Consider the following 17,029-nt stretch of genomic DNA (forward strand, 5'->3'; position numbering starts at 1 on the left):
CGCCGCGGCCCTGGCGGTCCACTCGGCCGCCGGCGCACCTAGATCTGCGCCGCGGCCTCCCGGTCGAGGAGCCACAGCGTGCGCTCGCTCCCGGCGAGCCCGGCGACCGGGATCTCCACCTCGTCCGCCCCGTGCGCGGCGCGGCCCAGCGCCTCCGCCTTGCTCGAGCCGGCCGCGGCGAGCCAAACCTCGCGGGCGGCGCGGGACGCGGCGAGGGTCAGCGAGATCCGGGTCGGCGGCGGCTTCGGGCAGTCCCGGACCGCGACGACCCCGGCCGCGGTGGCGTGCGCGGCGGGGGAGTGGGGGAACACCGACAGCGTGTGGCCCTCCGGCCCACAGCCGGCGAGCAGGATGTCGAACGCCGGGACGCCGGGCACCCCGGGCGCCTCGCCGAGCCGCGCGGACGCCGCCGCCAGCTCCTGGGCGTAGGCCTCGGCGCCCTGGTCGGGGTCGGCGGTGCCGTGCAGCTCGACGTCGCCGTCGGCCAGCGCCGCGTGGCCCGGCGTCGAGGAGGCCATCGGGTGCACCCGCCCGGGGTCGAGAGGCAGCGCGTCGAGCAGCGCCTCGCGGGCCTGCACGTCGTTCCGCTCGGGGTCCCCGGCCGGCACGAAGCGCTCGTCGCCCCAGAACACCTCGACGGCCGACCAGTCCACCGAGTCCCGCTCGGGCGAGGCCGCCACAGAACGCAGCATCGCGATGCCCAGGCCGCCGCCGGTCAGCACCACCGAGGCGACACCGCGGGCGGACTGCGCCGCGGCCAGCGCCGCCAGCAGCCGCGCCGCGCCGTCGTCGGCCACCGCCTGCTCGTCGTCGTGCACGATCACCTCGCGGCCCGCGACGACCCGTCGCCCGACGCTCATGCCTTCACCTTCGCACGCGACGACGACCGCCTGCCGCCCGATCGCGGCACGTTCTCCAGGGCCTCCTGGAAGATCTCGTCGGGGTCGAGACGGCGCAGCTCCTCGGCGAGGCACTCCCGCACCGTGCGTCGGGGCAGGGCCACGCGCCGGGTCGGCTGGCCGGGCTGGGTGAGCCGCGCGGTCTTCGAGTCGAGGCGGCGCAGTTCGACGGTGCCCGAGGGGCGCTCGAGCCGGACCGCCCCGACGTGCCCGCCGGGGACCTCCGCGGTCGTGCGGTCCACCGGGACCCCGAGCCGCGACGAGAGCCAGCCCGCGAGCAGGTCCGGGGACGCGGAGTCGGCCTCGCCGGACACCTCGACGCGGGTGACGCGCTCGTGGGGCGGCTCGTCGAGCGCTGAGGTGAGCAGGGCCCGCCAGGAGGTGATGCGGCTCCAGGCGAGGTCGGTATCGCCCGCGCGGTAGTTCCCGCCGATCTTGGCGAGCGTCTTCGACGGCGAGCGTGTGGTGGACACGTCGGTGATCCGCCGCCCGGCGACCGAACCGATCGGGTCCTCGGCCGGGGCCGCGGGCGGCTCGCCGGGCCACCACGTGACGATCGGAGCGTCCGGGAGCAGCAGCGGGACGATGATGCTGCCCCCCTGGTCAGCGAGCGGCCCGTACATCCGCAGCACGATGACCTCGCTCGCGCCGGCGTCACCGCCGATGCGGATCTGGGCGTCGAGCCGCGACGCGGCCCGGCGCAGGCCGCGGGCGAGCACCAGCACGCGGCACGGGTGCTCGCGAGAGGCATCGTTGGCGGCCTGGATGGCGCTCTCGGCGCCCGGGCCGTCCTCGGTGGAGATCACGAGGGTGAGCACCCGGCCGAGGGCGACCGCCCCCGCGCTCTCGCGCAGCTCCACCATCTTCCGGTTGACCGCGGACGTGTCGGTCGAGGGCAGGTCGACGATCATCGGCCCCTCCGGGTCGAGCTCCGCTTCGCGAAGTCCTCCATTACGGACGCCTCCAGACACGGCCGGTGCGCGAGAGCAGTTCGTCGGCCGACTTGGGCCCCCATGTGCCCGCCGCGTAGGCGTCGGGGGAGCCCTCGCGATGCCACTTCTCGATCACCGGGTCGAGGATCCGCCAGGACAGCTCGACCTCGGTGTTGGTGGGGAAGAGCGACGGCTCGCCCAGCAGGACGTCGAGCAGCAGGCGCTCGTAGGCCTCGGGGGAGGCCTCGGTGAACGCGGTGCCGTACCCGAAGTCCATGGTGACGTCGCGGACCTCCATGCCCGACCCGGGGACCTTGGAGCCGAACCGCAGCGTCACGCCCTCGTCGGGCTGCACGCGCACCACCAGGGCGTTCTGCCCGAGTTCCTCGGTCATCGTCTGGTCGAACGGCAGGTGCGGGGCCCGCTTGAACACCACCGCGATCTCGGTGACCCGGCGCCCGAGCCGCTTGCCGGTGCGCAGGTAGAACGGCACCCCGGCCCAGCGGCGGGTGTCGACCTGACAGGTGATCGCCGCGTAGGTCTCGGTCACCGAGTCCGACGGGAACCCGTCCTCCTGCTGCAGGCCCTTGACCTCCGAGGAGCCCTGCCACCCGGCGGCGTACTGCCCACGGGCGGTGGTCTCGTCCAACGGCTCGGCGAGCTTCGTCGCCGACAGCACCTTGATCTTCTCCTCGCGCAGGTCGTGCGGGGAGAACGACAGCGGCTCCTCCATCGCGGTGAGCGCGAGCAGCTGCAGCAGGTGGTTCTGGATGACGTCGCGGGCGGCGCCGATCCCGTCGTAGTAGCCGGCGCGGCCGCCCACCCCGATGTCCTCGGCCATCGTGATCTGCACGTGGTCGACGTGGTGGGAGTTCCAGATCGGCTCGAACAGCTCGTTGGCGAAGCGCAGCGCCAGCAGGTTCTGCACCGTCTCCTTGCCGAGGTAGTGGTCGATGCGGAACACCGACTCCTCGGGGAAGACGTCGTTGACGATGCCGTTGAGCTCCTGCGCGGAGGCGAGGTCGTGCCCGAAGGGCTTCTCGATGACCACCCGGCGCCAGGCGTCCTCGGTGGAGTCCGCGAGGCCCGACCGGGAGAGCTGCTTGCACACGGTCGGGAACGCGTCCGGGGGGATCGACAGGTAGAACGCGTGGTTGCCGTTGGTGCCGCGCTCGGCGTCCAGCTCGGCGACGGTCGCCGCCAGCCGGTCGAACGCGTCGTCGTCGTCGAAGGTGCCCTGCACGAAGCGCAGGCCCTCGGCGAGCCGGTCCCACACCTCGGAGCGGAACGGCGTGCGGGCATGCTCGCGGACCGCGTCGTGCACGACGTCGGCGAAGTCCTCGTCGGCCCAGTTCCGCCGGGCGAACCCGACGAGCGCGAAGCCCGGCGGCAGCAGGCCCCGGTTGGCCAGGTCGTAGATCGCCGGCATGAGCTTCTTGCGCGCGAGGTCGCCGGTCACACCGAACAGCACGAGCCCGCTCGGGCCGGCGATGCGCGGCAGGCGCTTGTCCCGCGCGTCGCGCAGGGGATTGCTCCAGGTCTGCATCGGGGAGCCGTCACGGCTCACCGCGTCACCTCCGAGACGGCGTTCGCGAGGGCGACCAGCCCGGCGGCCCGGTCGGCCAGGTACAGCCGCAGCACGGGTCGGCCGTGGTCGGCGAGGACCTGGGCGTCGCCCGCCGCCTGGGCGTGCTGGAGCTGGCCGAAGGTGAAGGGCTGGTCGGGGATGGCGAGGTCGTCGGCCACCGAGCCCGTGATCTGCAGGAACACGCCGTTCTGGTGGCCGCCCTTGTGGTACTGGCCGGTGGAGTGCAGGAAGCGCGGGCCCCACCCGAAGGTGGTCTGCAGGCCCGTGCGTCCCGCGATCTCGGCGCGCAGGACGCTGGCCGAGGCGTCGTCGAGCCGGTTGAGGTAGGCCTGCACCGCGACGTACCCGTGGTCCGGCGCGGCGTCCACCAGCGCCTGGACCGCGTCGCGCAGCGAGCGCGGCGACCCGAGCCACGGGCCGCCACGGACCTCGACGGGTCCGTCGACGAGCACCGGGGCCTCGTCCTGCGCCGGGCCGGAGCCCGAACCCGCCGCGGCGAGGAGGTCGCGCGTGGCCTGCTTGGCCGACTCGACGTCGGGCTGGTCGAACGGGTTGATCCCGATCAGCCGCCCGGCGAGCGCGATTGCGGTCTCCCAGAGCAGGAACTGGCCGCCGAGTGTGCCCTCGGCCGCGATCTGGGCGTTCCCGACGGCGGGTCCGATGGTCACGACGGTCGCGTCGCTGCCGTGGTCGGCGAAGCCCGGGGCCTCGGGCGACTCGACGACCACCGGGAGCAGACCGAGGCCCTGCTTCCCGGTCGACTCGGCGATGAGCTGCTCGGCCCAGTCGCCGAAGCCGATGAGCCCGGAGCCCGAGTCGGTGAGCACGACCTTCTCGGCGCCCGCATTGTGCGCGGCGGCCAGGGCCGCGCCGAGCAGGATCGCCGGGTTGTCGGAGCTGTCGGCCTGTAGGGCCGGCGCCGCCGCGGCGGCCTCGTCGAGCAGCGCTCCGACGTCGACGCCGGCAAGGGCAGAGGGGACGAGGCCGAACGCGGTGAGCGCGGAGTAGCGCCCGCCCACCTCGGGGTCGGCCTCGACCGTGGTGCGGTAGCCCTGCTCGGTGGCCAGCTCCTCGAGCTTCGTGCCCGGGTCGGTCACGACGACCATCCGGCTCGCCGCGTCGATCCCGTTGGCCGCGAAGACCTGGGCGAACGTGCGGCGATGGCTGTCGGTCTCGACGGTGCCGCCGGACTTCGAGCTGACCACCAGCACCGTCCGGGAGAGGTCCCCGGCGAGCGCGTCGGAGACCTGGCCGGGGTCGGTGGTGTCGAGCACCGTGATCGGGTGCGCGCCGCCCACGGCCGACCCCGAGCGGGTGTGGCAGATGACCTCCGGCGCGAGCGACGAGCCGCCCATGCCGGCGAGGACCACCCGGTCGACGCCCTCGGCGTGCAGGTCACCCCGCAGCGCGGTGAGCCGCTCCACCAGCGGGCGCGACGACTCGTGCAGCGACACCCAGCCCAGGCGCTTCGACGCCTCGCTCTGGGCGTCCGGCCCCCACAGCGTTGCGTCCTTGCGTGCCAGGGCCGACGCGACGCCGTCCCCGACGAGCTTCTCGACGCCGGCGGCGGCCGCGTCGGCGAGCTGGGGGTCGACCAGCGAGACCGCGACCCCCGGCCCACCCGAAGCGGCGCTCACGACTGCTCCGGACTGCGGCGCGTCAGCTGCTCGGAGATGGTCTCGAGGAGGCCCTTCCAGGCGTCGTCGAACTTCTGGACGCCCTCGTCCTCGAGGACCTGGTAGACGTCGTCGACGTCGATGCCGACCTCGGAGAGCGCGGCGAAGACCTCGGCCGCGGCGTCCGCCGTGCCCGACACCGCGTCCCCGTGCAGTTCGCCGTGGTCGGCGAACGCGTCGAGGGTGGCCTCGGGCATGGTGTTGACGGTGTTCGGGGCGACCAGCTCGGTGACGTACAGCGTGTCCGGGTAGGCCTTGTTCTTCACCCCGGTCGAGGCCCACAGCGGCCGCTGTGCCTGCGCGCCGGCGCCCTGCAGCGTCGCCCAGCGCTCGGTGCCGAAGAAGTCGAGGTAGGCCTGGTAGGCGAGCCGGGCGTTCGCGATCGCGGCCGTGCCGCGCAGCGCGAGCGCCGCGTCGGTGCCGATGTCCTCCAGCCGCTTGTCGACCTCGGAGTCGACCCGGGAGACGAAGAACGAGGCGACCGAGGCCATCGAGGACAGGTCGTGGCCGTTGGCCTTGGCCTGCTCCATCCCGGCCAGGAAGGCGTCCATGACGGCGCGGTAGCGGTCGACCGAGAAGATCAGCGTGACGTTGACACTGATGCCCTCGGCGAGGGTCCGCGTGATCGCCGGGATGCCCTCGGGCGTGGCCGGGATCTTGATCATGAGGTTGGGGCGGTCGACGGTCTTCCAGAGGTCGACGGCCTCGTCGACCGTGGCGTCCGTCTCGTGGGCGTTGCGCGGGTCGACCTCGAGCGAGACCCGGCCGTCCTTGCCGCCGGTCTCGGTCCAGACCCCGCGGAACACGTCGGAGGCGCGCCGGACGTCGTCGGTGGTGATCTCGCGGACGGCGTCGTCGACGGAGGCGCCGCGGCGGGCCAGGTCGTCGAGCTGCTCGGCGTAGTGGTCGGCGTGCGAGAGCGCGGACTGGAAGATCGACGGGTTGGAGGTGACCCCGACGACGTGCTTCTGCTCGATCAGCGAGCGCAGGTTTCCGCTCTCGATGCGCTGCCGGGAGAGGTCGTCGAGCCAGATGGAGACGCCGGCCGCGGAGAGGTCGGCGAGGGGGGTTGAGCTCATGGTGTCCTCCAGGGAGGTGGGTGGCGGGGTCAGGACGACCCGCGGGCCAGCGTGCGGCGCGCGGCGTCCACGACGGCCTCGGCCGTGAAGCCGAACTTCTCGAACAGGGTCTTGTAGTTCGCGCTCGCGCCGAAGTGCTCGATGGAGACGGGCTCGCCGACGGTGCCGAGGTGGCGGAACCAGGGCTGGGCGATGCCGGCCTCGACGGAGACGCGGGCGGTGACGTCGGAGGGCAGCACGCTCTCGCGGTACTCCTCGTCCTGGTCCTCGAACCAGTCGAGGCAGGGCATGGAGACGACCCGGGTGGGGACGCCGTCGCCCTCGAGGGTCTTCCGGGCCTCCACCGCGAGCTGCACCTCGGAGCCGGTGGCCATGATGACCACCTGCGGGGCGCCGCCGCTCGCGTCCGCGAGCACGTAGCCGCCGCGGGCGACGCCCTCGGCCGAGGTGCCTTCGAGCACCGGGACGTTCTGGCGGGTGAGCGCGAGGCCCGCGGGGCCGGTCGGGTTCTCGAGGACGGCCTTGAACGCGTGGGCGGTCTCGTTCGGGTCGGCCGGGCGCACCACCGACATCCGCGGGACGGCGCGCAGGCTCGCGAGCTGCTCGATCGGCTGGTGGGTCGGCCCGTCCTCGCCGAGGCCGATCGAGTCGTGGGTCCAGACGTAGATGGGCGGCAGGTTCATCAGCGCCGCGAGGCGGACCGGCGGGCGCATGTAGTCGGAGAAGATGAGGAAGGTCCCGCCGAAGACCCGGGTGCCGCCGTGCAGCGTGATGCCGTTGAGGATCGACCCCATGGCGTGCTCGCGGACCCCGAAGTGCAGGACGCGGCCGTAGGGGCTCATCTGGCCCCACATCTCGGTCTTCACCGTGGCGGGTCCGAACGACGGCGAGTCCGGGATCGTCGTGTTGTTGCTCTCGGCGAGGTCGGCCGAGCCGCCCCAGAGCTCGGGGAGCACCGGGCCGACCGCGCCGAGGATCTTCTGCAGCGCCTTGCGGGTGGCGAGGGCGTCGTCGTCGGTCTTCCAGACCGGGAGGCTGTCGGCCCACCCCGCCGGCAGCTCGCGCTTGGCCATGCGGTCGAAGAGCTCCCGGCGCTGCGGGTTGGCCGACGCCCAGTCGTCGAACTGCTTGTTCCAGGCCTCGTGGGCCTCGCGGCCACGGTCCTTGACCTTGCGGGCGTGCGCGAGGACCTCGTCGGAGATCTGGAAGGACTTGTCGGGGTCGAACCCGAGGATCTTCTTGACCGCCGCGACCTCGTCGTCGCCCAGCGCCGCGCCGTGCGCCGAGCCCGTGTTCATCTTGTCCGGCGCCGGATAGCCGATGACGGTGCGCAGCGCGATGAAGCTGGGCCGGTCGGTCACCGCCTGGGCGTTCTCGATGGCCCCCCGGATGCCGACCACGTTCTCTCCGCCGCGCACCACCTGGGTGTGCCAGCCGTAGGCCTCGTAACGGCCGACGACGTCCTCGGAGAGCGCCACCGTGGTGTCGTCCTCGATCGAGATGTGGTTGTCGTCGTAGAAGACGATGAGGTTGCCGAGCTGCTGGCGGCCGGCGATCGAGCTCGCCTCCGCGGTCACGCCCTCCTCGATGTCGCCGTCCGAGGCGATGACGTAGATGAAGTGGTCGAAGGGGCTCTCGCCCGGCGCGGCGTCCGGGTCCCACAGGCCCCGCTCGCGCCGGGCGGCCATCGCCATCCCGACCGACGACGCCAGGCCCTGGCCGAGCGGCCCGGTGGTCATCTCGACGCCGGTGGTGTGCTGGAACTCCGGGTGGCCCGGGGTCAGCGAGCCCCACTGGCGCAGCTGCTCGAGGTCCTCCATCTCCAGGCCGTAGCCGGCGAGGAAGAGCTGGATGTAGAGCGTGAGGCTCGAGTGTCCCGCCGAGAGGATGAACCGGTCACGGCCGGGCCAGTCGGCGTCGGAGGGGTCGTGCCGCATGGTGTGCTGGAACAGCGTGTATGCCAGCGGTGCGAGCGACATCGCGGTGCCGGGGTGGCCGTTGCCGGCCTTCTGCACCGCGTCCGCGGCGAGCACGCGGATGGTGTCGACCGTGCGCTGGTCGATGTCCGACCAGTCGTCGGGACGGTGCGGGGTGGTGAGGGCGGCGATCTCGTCGGGCGATTCACTCGCCGGACGGGTGCTGTCCACGTCGGTCGTGGTCACGAACGTGCTCTCCCTGCTCTCGCGTCGTGAGCCGCGGCGCGGCGCCCGCGGCTCCGGTTCCCTCGGATTCCCTCGGACCCACCGGCGGGCCGATCGGGGTGAGGCCTGCCGGCGCCCCGGCTGGATCGATCCCGAACTCCCGTCGGGACCATCGTCCCACGCCGAGGTGACACCTGGGTGCACCGTCGGACGCCGCCTGGCGTCTACCCGTTCCCGCGGGCGCGGACACGCGCGCCTATGATTCAGCGCTCGCTCCTCCGGGCCACGGCGTCACCGGCGTGTGAGCCGGCCCGCACCACCGCCGGGCCGCCGGGGGTCGGGCGAGCGGGACCGACGCGCGGGGTGCAGACTGCACCGACGACAGCGTGTAGGAGGTGGCTCCCGGTAGGTCCGGGGCACCGGCGAGCACGGGAGAGGACCGGGTGATCGGGTGAGCACGGCGGTCGGTCCGGCGCTGTCGGGGGACCGGACCAGGCTCGGCGGGCTGTGGGCCCGTTCCGTGGCGACCGTCCGGGCGTACCTGGCGCTGACCAAGGCCCGGATCATCGAGCAACTGCTCGTGGTCACGGTGCCGGCGATGATGCTCGCCCAGCGTTCCGTGCCCTCGCTCTGGCTCGTGCTCGCGGTCCTGCTCGGCGGCGCGGCCGCGGCGGCCAGCGCCCACGCGCTCAACTGCGTCATCGACGCCGACATCGACGCGAAGATGGCCCGTACCCGCAAGCGGCCGCTGGCCCGCGACGCGGTGCCGCGCTCCCACGCGCTCGTGTTCGGGCTGGTGCTCGGGGCGGGCTCGGCGGTGTGGCTGGGCCTCACCGCGAACTGGGTCGCCGCCGGGCTGTCGGTCGCGGCGATCGCGTTCTACATCGTCGTCTACACCCTGGTGCTCAAGCGCCGGACCTCGCAGAACATCGTGTGGGGCGGCGCCGCGGGCTGCATGCCGGTGGTGATCGGCTGGGCGGCCGTCACGGGCTCGGTCGGCTGGCCCGCGCTCGTCCTGTTCGGGATCATCTTCTTCTGGACGCCGCCGCACTTCTGGGCGCTCGCGATGCGCTACCGCGACGAGTACGCCGCGGCCGGGGTGCCGATGCTCCCGGTGGTCGCCGCGCCCCAGCGGGTGAGCCGCCAGATCGTCCTCTACTCGTGGGCGATGGTCGCGTGGTCGGCGCTGCTCGTCCCGGCGACCTCCTGGATCTACCTGGCGACCGCGGTGGTCGGCGGCGTCTGGTTCCTCGTGGCGGCGCACCGGCTCGACCGGGCGGTCCACCGCGACGAGGTCGTCAACTCGATGCGGCTCTTCCACCTCTCGAACACCTACCTCACGGGCCTGTTCGTGGCGGTGGCGGTGGACTCGGCGTTCGGCTGGCCCGCGCTCGGCTGGCCCTTCTAGGGGGCTGTCGAGCGAAGGGCGCCTCCGGTCGATCTATTCGACCGAAGGGCACCTTCGCTCGGAACAGGGCTTGGCCGGGCGTTCCGGCGAGGGGCGCCCACGGCCGATCTAGTCGACCGACGGTGCCCTTCGGTCGGCACGGGAGCGAGGCTCAGGGGATGAGCAGCAGCTTCCCCGTGGTGGCGCGCCCCTCCAGGTCCCGGTGCGCCTGCGCGGCGTCGTCCAGCGCGTACCGACCGCCGATGCGGATCGGCAGCGACCCGTCCGCAACCATCGCGAACACCGCGGCCGCCCGCTCCCGCAGCGCCTCCGTCGTGATGATGTGCCAGCCCAGCGAGGGCCGCGTCAGGTAGAGCGACCCGCCGGAGTTCAGCCGCTGCGGGTCGACCGGCGGCACCGGCCCCGACGCCGCCCCGTAGAGCGCCAGCACGCCCCGCACCCGCAGCGACGCGAGCGAGCCGTCGAACGTCGTCGCCCCGACCCCGTCGTAGACGACCGCCACGCCCCGGCCCCCGGTCAGCTCCCGGGCCCGGTCCGCGAAGCCCTCGTAGCGCAGCACGTGGTGGGCGCCGGCGCCGCGGGCCAGCTCGGCCTTGGCCTCGCCGGAGGTCGTGGCGATGACGGTCGCGCCGAGCCGGGAGGCCATACGGCACAGCAGCAGCCCCACCCCACCGGCGCCCGCGTGGACCAGGACGGCGTCGCCGGGCACGACCGGGTGCGTGTCGTGCACGAGGTAGTGCGCGGTCATGCCCTGCAGCAGCGAGGCGGCGGCGAGCTCTGTCGGCACCGCGTCGGGAACCGGCACCACCCGGGCCGCCGGGACCACGGCGCGCTGCGCGTAGGCGCCGGGACCGTCGGAGAAGGCCACCCGGTCGCCCACGGCCACGTCGGACACCCCGGGTCCGACCGCGGCGACCGTGCCCGCGCCCTCGAGGCCCGGCACGGTGGGCAGCGTCGCCGGGTAGATGCCGCTGCGCACGTAGGTGTCGATGTAGTTGACCCCGACGGCCTCGAGGTCGACCAGGACCTCGCCCTCGCCCGGCTCCGGGTCCGGCAGATCGGCCGGCACCAGCACCTCGGGCCCGCCGTGGGCCTCCACCCGGACGGCTCGCATCGCCGACCCCTCTCCCTCGTCCCCAGGACGAGAGGATGCCCTACGGGACCGAGAGCGCGGGCTCGGCGACCGCCTCGGCCCCCGTCGACGGCCCGGGCGGCGCCGGTGCGGTCGTCGCGGCCCATAGCCAGGCCGTGGCCGCGGCCGTCAGCATCGCCCCGAGCACGTGCAGCGCGACGAGCACCTCCGGCACGCCCAGCGCGTACTGCACACCGCCGAGGGCGCCCTGCGCGAGCGTCACCAGCACCAGCACCCGGAATCGCACCACCACCGGGCGCGGCGCGCCCACGGCGTGCAGCAGGAACCCGAGCCCCACGAGCAGGCCCAGGAACGCGAAGAGCAGGTGCGCGTGCGCCGTCGCCAGGTCGGGGACCGAGAACGCGGCCAGCCGCGGCGTCGAGGAGTCCCCGGCGTGCGGGCCCGCCGACGTCACCAGCGTCCCGACCACGAGCAGCGCGACGAGCACCACCCCGGTCACCGCGAGCAGCCCCCGGACCGCCCGCGGCACCGTGGTCGTGCGGACCCCCGAACCGGGGACCCCGAGCGCCCACGCGTCCCGCGCGAGCAGCACGGTGAGCCACACCAGCGGCACGGACACCAGGAAGTGCGGCGCCACCGTGTACCAGGCCAGCCCGGTGAGCACGGTGATCCCGCCCAGCACCGCCTGCGCCACGACCCCGAGCGGCATCGCGCACGCGAGCCAGATCAGCCGCCGGCGTCGCGGCCGTACGAACACCGCCGCGATCACGCACAGCCCGGTGACGATCACCAGCGCGATCCCGAGCAGGCGGTTGGAGAACTCCACCCACTGGTGCAGCGCCGCGACGTCGGGATTCGGGGTGGGGACGAGGCTGCCGGGGAAGCACTGCGGCCACGTCGGGCAGCCCAGCCCGGAACCGGTCACGCGCACCACAGCGCCGGTGACGGCGATGCCACCCTGCCCGATGACGGCCAGCACCGCGAGCACCCGCATGAGCACCGGGGGCGTGGACCACCGTGTCGTCACGCGGCCCAGCCTACGACAGTCGGTAGGAGAACCACGGGTCAGTCCCAGCGCAGGGCTCGGGCGGCGGCGAGCCCGGCGACGAGGGTCCACCCGGCGAGCACCAGGACCTGCCCGGCGGTGGGGGTGCCGCCGAGCAGCACGGTGCGCAGGCCTTCGGCGAGCGCCCCGCTGGGCAGCAGCCCGACCACCGCGGCGAGCGGCCCCGGGAGCTGGGCCACCGGCACCACGATCCCGCCCACGAACAGCAGCACGAACCAGACGACGTTGGCGATGACGAGCACCAGGTCGGCGCGCACCGACCCGCCCAGCAGCAGCCCGCAGGCCCCGAACGCCGCGGCCCCGAGGACCACCAGCCCCAGCGCCCAGCCCAGCGCGGCCGGCTCGGGGCGCCACCCGAGCAGCAGCGCGACCCCGCCGAGCACGACCACCTGGATGACCACGACCGCGGCCATGCCCCCGAGCCGCCCGGTGACCACCAGCCAGCGGGGGATCGCGGTCGCGGCCAGGCGGCGCATCAGGCCGTAGCGGCGGTCGAACCCCAGCGCGATCGCCTGGCTGGTGAACCCCGTCGACATCATCGCCAGCGCCAGCACCGTGCCCAGCGCCGCGGCCACCCGCGGCTCGGGCAGCGCGACCAGCCCGCGCAGCAGCGTCAGCCCGACCAGCAGCGCCAGCGGGATGACCAGGGTGAGCAGCAGCTGCTCGGAGTGGCGCAGCGCCAGCACGGTCTCGGTGCGGGTGTGCACGGCGAGCATCCGGGCCCGCGAGCCGATGCCGGGGTCGGGGGTGAAGGTGCCGCTCGGGAACGGCGTCCCCGCAGGCGTGGGCGGGGGGCTCATGAGCGCAGCTCCCGTCCGGTCAGGTCGAGGAAGACGTCCTCGAGGCTGCGCCGCCCGACGTGCACGTCGTCGGCGAGCACGCCCTGGCGCGCGCACCACGCGGTGACCGCGGCGAGCACCTGCGGGTCGATCGCGCCCTGCACGGTGTAGTGCCCGGGCGGGCCCTCGAAGCCGGCGTAGCCCTCGGGGAGGACCTCGGTGAGCAGGCCGAGGTCCATCCCCGGCGCGGCCCGGAAGCGCATCCGCTGCTCGGAGCCGGACGCGGTGAGCTCGTCGGGGGAGCCGGCCGCCACCACCCGGCCGGCGTCGACGATGACGACGTCGTCGGCCAGCGCCTCGGCCTCCTGCATCAGATGCGTCGTCAGCAGCACCGCCACCCCGTCGCCGCGCAGCGCGCGGACCAGCTCCCACACCAGGTGGCGGCCCTGCGGGTCGAGGTTCGCGGTCGGCTCGTCGAGGAACACCAGCTCCGGGCGCCCCACCACGGCGCACGCCAGGCTCAGGCGCTGCTGCTGGCCGCCGGAGAGCCGCTTGTAGGGCAGCCGGGCGCACGACTCGAGCCCCAGGGTGCGCACCAGCCAGCCGGTGTCCAGCGGCCGCGCCGAGCAGGCCGCGACGAGATCGAGCATCTCGCGCACCCGCACCATCGGGTAGGCGCCGCCGCCCTGGGGCATCACGCCCATCCGGGCCCGCAGCGCCTCCGGGGCACCGGCCGGGTCGACACCGAGCACCCGCACCGAACCCGACGTGCGGTCCCGGAAGCCCTCGCAGACCTCCACCGTCGTCGTCTTGCCCGCGCCGTTGGGGCCGAGCAGCGCCAGCACGCGGCCGTGGTGCAGATCGAGATCCAACCCGTCGACCGCGACCGTCGCGCCGTAGCGCACCACGAGGTCACGGACCTCGACGGCCGGCTGACTCCCCACGGTGCCCACCCTAGGTCGCGCGGGAGCGGACAGCCGTCCGCGGGTTTCGGGGGCACGGGTTCGGCCGGACGGCGGCTCGCTCAGGAGACCTCCTCGCGGACCGTGGGCGGGTCGGGCGACGGGTCGCGGCGGGGCGGGATCCGGGGGATGTGGCCGCGCGCGGCGAGCAGCGGCACGACCGCGACCGCCAGCGCGGCGAAGATCGCCATGGGCAGCTGGTAGGCCCGGAACGTGAAGTCGTTGCCGGTGGGCGGCACGAGCAGCGCCACCGCCGCGCAGATCGCGACGGCCGCGCCCCGGATGCGCGGCGCGGTCACCGAGGCCGCCAGCGGCACCATCAGCCACAGCAGGTACCAGGGGTGCAGCACCGGCCCGGCCAGGAACACCGCGCCGAACCCGTAGGCCACACCCGCCACCGGGTGCAGCCGTCCGCGCAGCACGGCGAGCACCAGCAGGGCGCACACGAGCGCCGCCACGCCCAGCCCGGCCGAGCGGGTGAGCGAGAGGACGGCGTCGGTGTGGTCGCCGAGGCCCAGCGCGATCCCGATCTGCCCGCCGAGCACGCCGAGGTCGGTGGTGATCGACAGCCAGCTGCGCAGCAGGTTCGGCACGGACAGGGCCGCGATCCACCCGAAGCCCAGCCCGGAGAGCACCGAGACGGCGATGACGACGGCGAAGCCGGTCACCGTCACGAGCGCGCCCCACCCGACGAGCGCGACGATGCCGTCGCGCCCGCGCGGATCACGTCCGGCCGCGAGGCAGCGCTCTCGGGCGACGTGCGCGGCGAGAAAGGCCAGCGCGAGGATCGCCGGGATCTTCCCGGACGCGCCCAGCCCGATGATCAGCGCGCCCAGGAACCAGGAGCGGCGGAACCCGATCTCGAGGCCGAAGAAGACGACGCCGAGCATGATCGCGTCGTTGTGGATGCCGGAGACCAGGTGGAACAGCACGAGCGGGCTGACGGCCAGCCACAGCGCCGCGATGGGCTCCACCCCCGCGCGCCGCGCGAGGTGCGGCGCCGCCCAGATCACCAGCCCGATGCCGACCAGCGCCAGCACGCGGTGCAGGTAGACCCCGAGCACGATGTCGTCGCCGGCGATCGCGGTGACCAGCCGCCCGAAGGTCAGGAACCCGGGCCCGTAAGGCGACGGCGTCGTGCGCCAGATCGTCGGGATGCTCGCGACGAGCGGGTCGTCGAGCCCCAGCGCCTGGGCGGCCCCGTAGACGTAGGGGTCGAAGCCGCGGGAGACGACCTCGGCCTGCGAGAGGTAGCCGTAGACGTCGGTGGAGAACAACGGCGGGGCGACGGCCAGCGGGGCGGCCCACATGACGAGGATCCGGGTGAGCTGACGGACCGACAGACGCACCCGCCCCGGCCACGCCAGCCGCCCGAGCCACAGCCATGCCAGCACGACCATCCCCATGCCGACGTAGGCGAGGGTGAGCGAGACCGTCGGCAACCGGGCCGGCAGGCCGAGCACCCGCATCCCGAGCAGCGGGTTGTAGGCCGAGGCCGGGGTGGCGCCGCAGCCGAGGGCGCCCACCGCCATGAGCAGCGACCCGGTGAAGCCGAAGCGCCGGCAGAAGCGCAGCCGGCGGCGCTCGTCGGGGGTGGCCGGCGCCTCGGGCCCGCCGATCTCGCCGGGTCCTCCCGCGTCGGCCGCCTCGGGTCCCGACGGCGGGGGCTCCTCGCGGGGCGCCGTCGGGGCCGTGGCCGTCACTCCGGGAACGATACCGAGGGGCTCCTCGCGGCCCGGCCGACCCCGGTGGAGTGAGCCACGACACGGCCACACCCACTGACTTTGCCGCGCGCCGCCATATAAGCAAGACTAGTGTTGCCAAAAGACGTGGTAGGGGTTCATGATCGGATCCCGAGATGCGCGGACGCGGAGGGAGGTGACGACGTGATGGTGGGCGAACACGACCCGGCGCACGCCGACCACGCCCGTTCCGCGGCGGACGGGCGGACCCGCGACGCCGTCGTGCGCCTGCTCCTGGAGCAGGGGCCGACGACGACGGCCGGTCTGGCCGAGGCCCTGCGGCTCTCGGGCCCAGGCGTGCGCCGCCACCTGGACGCACTCGTCGCCGAGGGCAGCGTCGTCACCCGGGACGCCCCGCAGCCCGGCGGCCGCAAGCGTGGCCGTCCGGCGCGGCAGTTCCTCCTCACCGCCAGCGGGCGCGCCCGCGCCGGGCGGGAGGAGCACGGCTCGGCGCAGCTCGCGGTGGCGGCCCTTCGCCGCCTCGGCGAGGCGGCCGGCGAGGAGGCCGTGCGGGCCTTCGCGCGGGACCGGGCGCTGGCCATGGTCGGCCAGCACCGCGAGCACGTGCTGGCGGGGGCCGACCGCGGCGAGCGGACGGCCCGGCTGGCCGGCGCGCTCACCGCCGAGGGCTACGCCGCGACCACCCGTGGTGCCGGGGCGCAGGACGGCCTGGACGCCCGGGTCACCGGCGAGCAGCTCTGCCAGCACCACTGCCCGGTCGCGGACGTCGCGGCCGAGTTCCCGGCGCTGTGCGAGGCCGAGGCCGAGGTCTTCGCCGAGCTGCTGGGCACCCACGTGCAGCGGCTCGCCACCATCGCGCGCGGCGACGCCGCGTGCACCACCCACGTCCCGGCACAGCAGTCGCGCGGGGCCGAAGAGCAGGACGACCGGACGGGCACCACCCCCGCCGTCACCACCGGTGCGGGGCCCGACGTCAAGGGAAGGCAGGTCGTATGACCACCGCCGCGGAGCGGACCACCCCGCAGGAGCACGCTGCCGGCAAGGAAGTGCTCAGCCAGGAGGAGACCCTCGCCTCCCTGGGCAGCTACCAGTTCGGGTGGCACGACAGCGACGTCGCGGGCGCCAGCGCCCAGCGCGGGCTCAACGAGGCCGTGGTGCGTGACATCTCGGCCAAGAAGGACGAGCCCGACTGGATGCTCCAGCTGCGCCTGAAGGCGCTGGGCATGTTCGAGAAGAAGCCGATGCCCCAGTGGGGCTCCGACCTGTCGGGCATCCACTTCGACAACATCAAGTACTTCGTCCGGTCGACGGAGAAGCAGGCCGCCACCTGGGACGACCTGCCCGCCGACATCAAGGACACCTACGACAAGCTCGGCATCCCCGAGGCCGAGAAGAGCCGCCTGGTCTCCGGCGTGGCCGCCCAGTACGAGTCCGAGGTCGTCTACCACCAGATCCGGGAGGACCTCGAGGAGCAGGGTGTCATCTTCATGGACACCGACACCGGGCTGCGCGAGCACCCGGAGCTGTTCGAGGAGTACTTCGGCTCGGTGATCCCGGCCGGCGACAACAAGTTCTCCGCGCTGAACTCCGCGGTGTGGTCCGGCGGCTCGTTCATCTACGTGCCCAAGGGCGTCCACGTGGACATCCCGCTGCAGGCCTACTTCCGGATCAACACCGAGAACATGGGCCAGTTCGAGCGGACG

Annotated in this window: 13 protein-coding genes and 1 pseudogene; 3 read left to right on the top strand and 11 right to left on the bottom strand. The window is 74.0% G+C overall.

Features of this window, described 5'->3' with window-relative positions:
- Positions 1-38: 38 nt before the first annotated feature.
- Genes pgl through tkt form a run of 6 tightly spaced genes read right to left on the bottom strand, consistent with a single transcriptional unit; the run spans position 39 to position 8,282 of the window.
- Positions 39-860: a 6-phosphogluconolactonase gene (gene pgl / locus VGH76_RS23750; RefSeq protein WP_331559212.1), complete on the bottom strand. Its 822-nt coding sequence runs from the start codon at positions 858-860 to the stop codon at positions 39-41.
- Positions 857-1,810 (bottom strand): glucose-6-phosphate dehydrogenase assembly protein OpcA, encoded by a 954-nt coding sequence (locus VGH76_RS23755; RefSeq protein ID WP_331559213.1) that lies wholly within the window; start codon positions 1,808-1,810, stop codon positions 857-859. The genes pgl and VGH76_RS23755 overlap by 4 nt, the downstream gene beginning before the upstream one ends.
- A 40-nt stretch (positions 1,811-1,850) precedes the next feature.
- Positions 1,851-3,377 carry a glucose-6-phosphate dehydrogenase gene (zwf, locus tag VGH76_RS23760; protein WP_331559230.1) on the bottom strand — a complete coding sequence of 509 codons (1,527 nt, stop codon included), beginning with the start codon at positions 3,375-3,377 and terminating at the stop codon, positions 1,851-1,853.
- A 17-nt stretch (positions 3,378-3,394) separates the two neighbouring features.
- Entirely contained in the window at positions 3,395-5,056 is a 1,662-nt protein-coding gene (locus VGH76_RS23765) for a glucose-6-phosphate isomerase (RefSeq protein ID WP_331559214.1), read from the bottom strand.
- Complete coding sequence (gene tal, locus VGH76_RS23770; protein ID WP_331559215.1) at positions 5,053-6,174, bottom strand: transaldolase; 1,122 nt, start codon at positions 6,172-6,174, stop codon at positions 5,053-5,055. The genes VGH76_RS23765 and tal overlap by 4 nt, the downstream gene beginning before the upstream one ends.
- Positions 6,175-6,203: 29 nt before the next feature.
- Entirely contained in the window at positions 6,204-8,282 is a 2,079-nt protein-coding gene (tkt, locus tag VGH76_RS23775; RefSeq protein WP_331559231.1) for a transketolase, read from the bottom strand.
- A gap of 484 nt (positions 8,283-8,766) precedes the next feature.
- Between tkt and VGH76_RS23780 the strand changes: the two genes are divergently transcribed.
- Complete coding sequence (locus tag VGH76_RS23780) at positions 8,767-9,723, top strand: heme o synthase (protein WP_414637795.1); 957 nt, start codon at positions 8,767-8,769, stop codon at positions 9,721-9,723.
- A gap of 151 nt (positions 9,724-9,874) precedes the next feature.
- Here VGH76_RS23780 and VGH76_RS23785 read toward each other — a convergent pair whose 3' ends face one another.
- The 5 genes from VGH76_RS23785 to mptB form a co-directional block, all read right to left on the bottom strand.
- Positions 9,875-10,837, bottom strand: a complete 963-nt coding sequence (locus tag VGH76_RS23785) for a quinone oxidoreductase (RefSeq protein WP_331559216.1) — start codon at positions 10,835-10,837, stop codon at positions 9,875-9,877.
- Positions 10,838-10,877: 40 nt separating this feature from the next.
- Positions 10,878-11,843, bottom strand: coding sequence for a COX15/CtaA family protein (locus VGH76_RS23790; protein WP_331559217.1), 966 nt, complete (start codon positions 11,841-11,843; stop codon positions 10,878-10,880).
- Positions 11,844-11,881: 38 nt separating this feature from the next.
- Complete coding sequence (locus tag VGH76_RS23795; protein WP_331559218.1) at positions 11,882-12,682, bottom strand: ABC transporter permease; 801 nt, start codon at positions 12,680-12,682, stop codon at positions 11,882-11,884.
- On the bottom strand, positions 12,679-13,605 hold the full coding sequence (locus VGH76_RS23800) for an ABC transporter ATP-binding protein (protein WP_331559219.1): 927 nt from the start codon (positions 13,603-13,605) through the stop codon (positions 12,679-12,681). The genes VGH76_RS23795 and VGH76_RS23800 overlap by 4 nt, the downstream gene beginning before the upstream one ends.
- 80 nt (positions 13,606-13,685) lie before the next feature.
- Positions 13,686-15,326, bottom strand: a complete 1,641-nt coding sequence (gene mptB / locus VGH76_RS23805) for a polyprenol phosphomannose-dependent alpha 1,6 mannosyltransferase MptB (protein WP_331559220.1) — start codon at positions 15,324-15,326, stop codon at positions 13,686-13,688.
- A 186-nt stretch (positions 15,327-15,512) separates the two neighbouring features.
- Here mptB and VGH76_RS23810 point away from each other — a divergent pair, with 186 nt between their 5' ends.
- Positions 15,513-16,322 carry a helix-turn-helix transcriptional regulator gene (locus tag VGH76_RS23810; RefSeq protein ID WP_331559233.1) on the top strand — a complete coding sequence of 270 codons (810 nt, stop codon included), beginning with the start codon at positions 15,513-15,515 and terminating at the stop codon, positions 16,320-16,322.
- Positions 16,319-17,029 (top strand): annotated as a pseudogene (locus VGH76_RS23815) (Fe-S cluster assembly protein SufB); the annotation flags it as partial. The gene VGH76_RS23810 and the pseudogene VGH76_RS23815, both read left to right, overlap by 4 nt.

The organism is Actinomycetospora sp. (genome assembly GCF_036497585.1).
Lineage (GTDB): Bacteria > Actinomycetota > Actinomycetes > Mycobacteriales > Pseudonocardiaceae > Actinomycetospora.

Bases quoted from the DNA above. Each gene is read 5' to 3' on its own strand.
- pgl (WP_331559212.1), bottom strand. From the start codon at position 860: ATGAGCGTCGGGCGACGGGTCGTCGCGGGCCGCGAGGTGATCGTGCAC.
- VGH76_RS23755 (WP_331559213.1), bottom strand. From the start codon at position 1,810: ATGATCGTCGACCTGCCCTCGACCGACACGTCCGCGGTCAACCGGAAG.
- zwf (WP_331559230.1), bottom strand. From the start codon at position 3,377: ATGCAGACCTGGAGCAATCCCCTGCGCGACGCGCGGGACAAGCGCCTG.
- tal (WP_331559215.1), bottom strand. From the start codon at position 6,174: ATGAGCTCAACCCCCCTCGCCGACCTCTCCGCGGCCGGCGTCTCCATC.
- VGH76_RS23785 (WP_331559216.1), bottom strand. From the start codon at position 10,837: ATGCGAGCCGTCCGGGTGGAGGCCCACGGCGGGCCCGAGGTGCTGGTG.
- VGH76_RS23795 (WP_331559218.1), bottom strand. From the start codon at position 12,682: ATGAGCCCCCCGCCCACGCCTGCGGGGACGCCGTTCCCGAGCGGCACC.
- VGH76_RS23810 (WP_331559233.1), top strand. From the start codon at position 15,513: ATGGTGGGCGAACACGACCCGGCGCACGCCGACCACGCCCGTTCCGCG.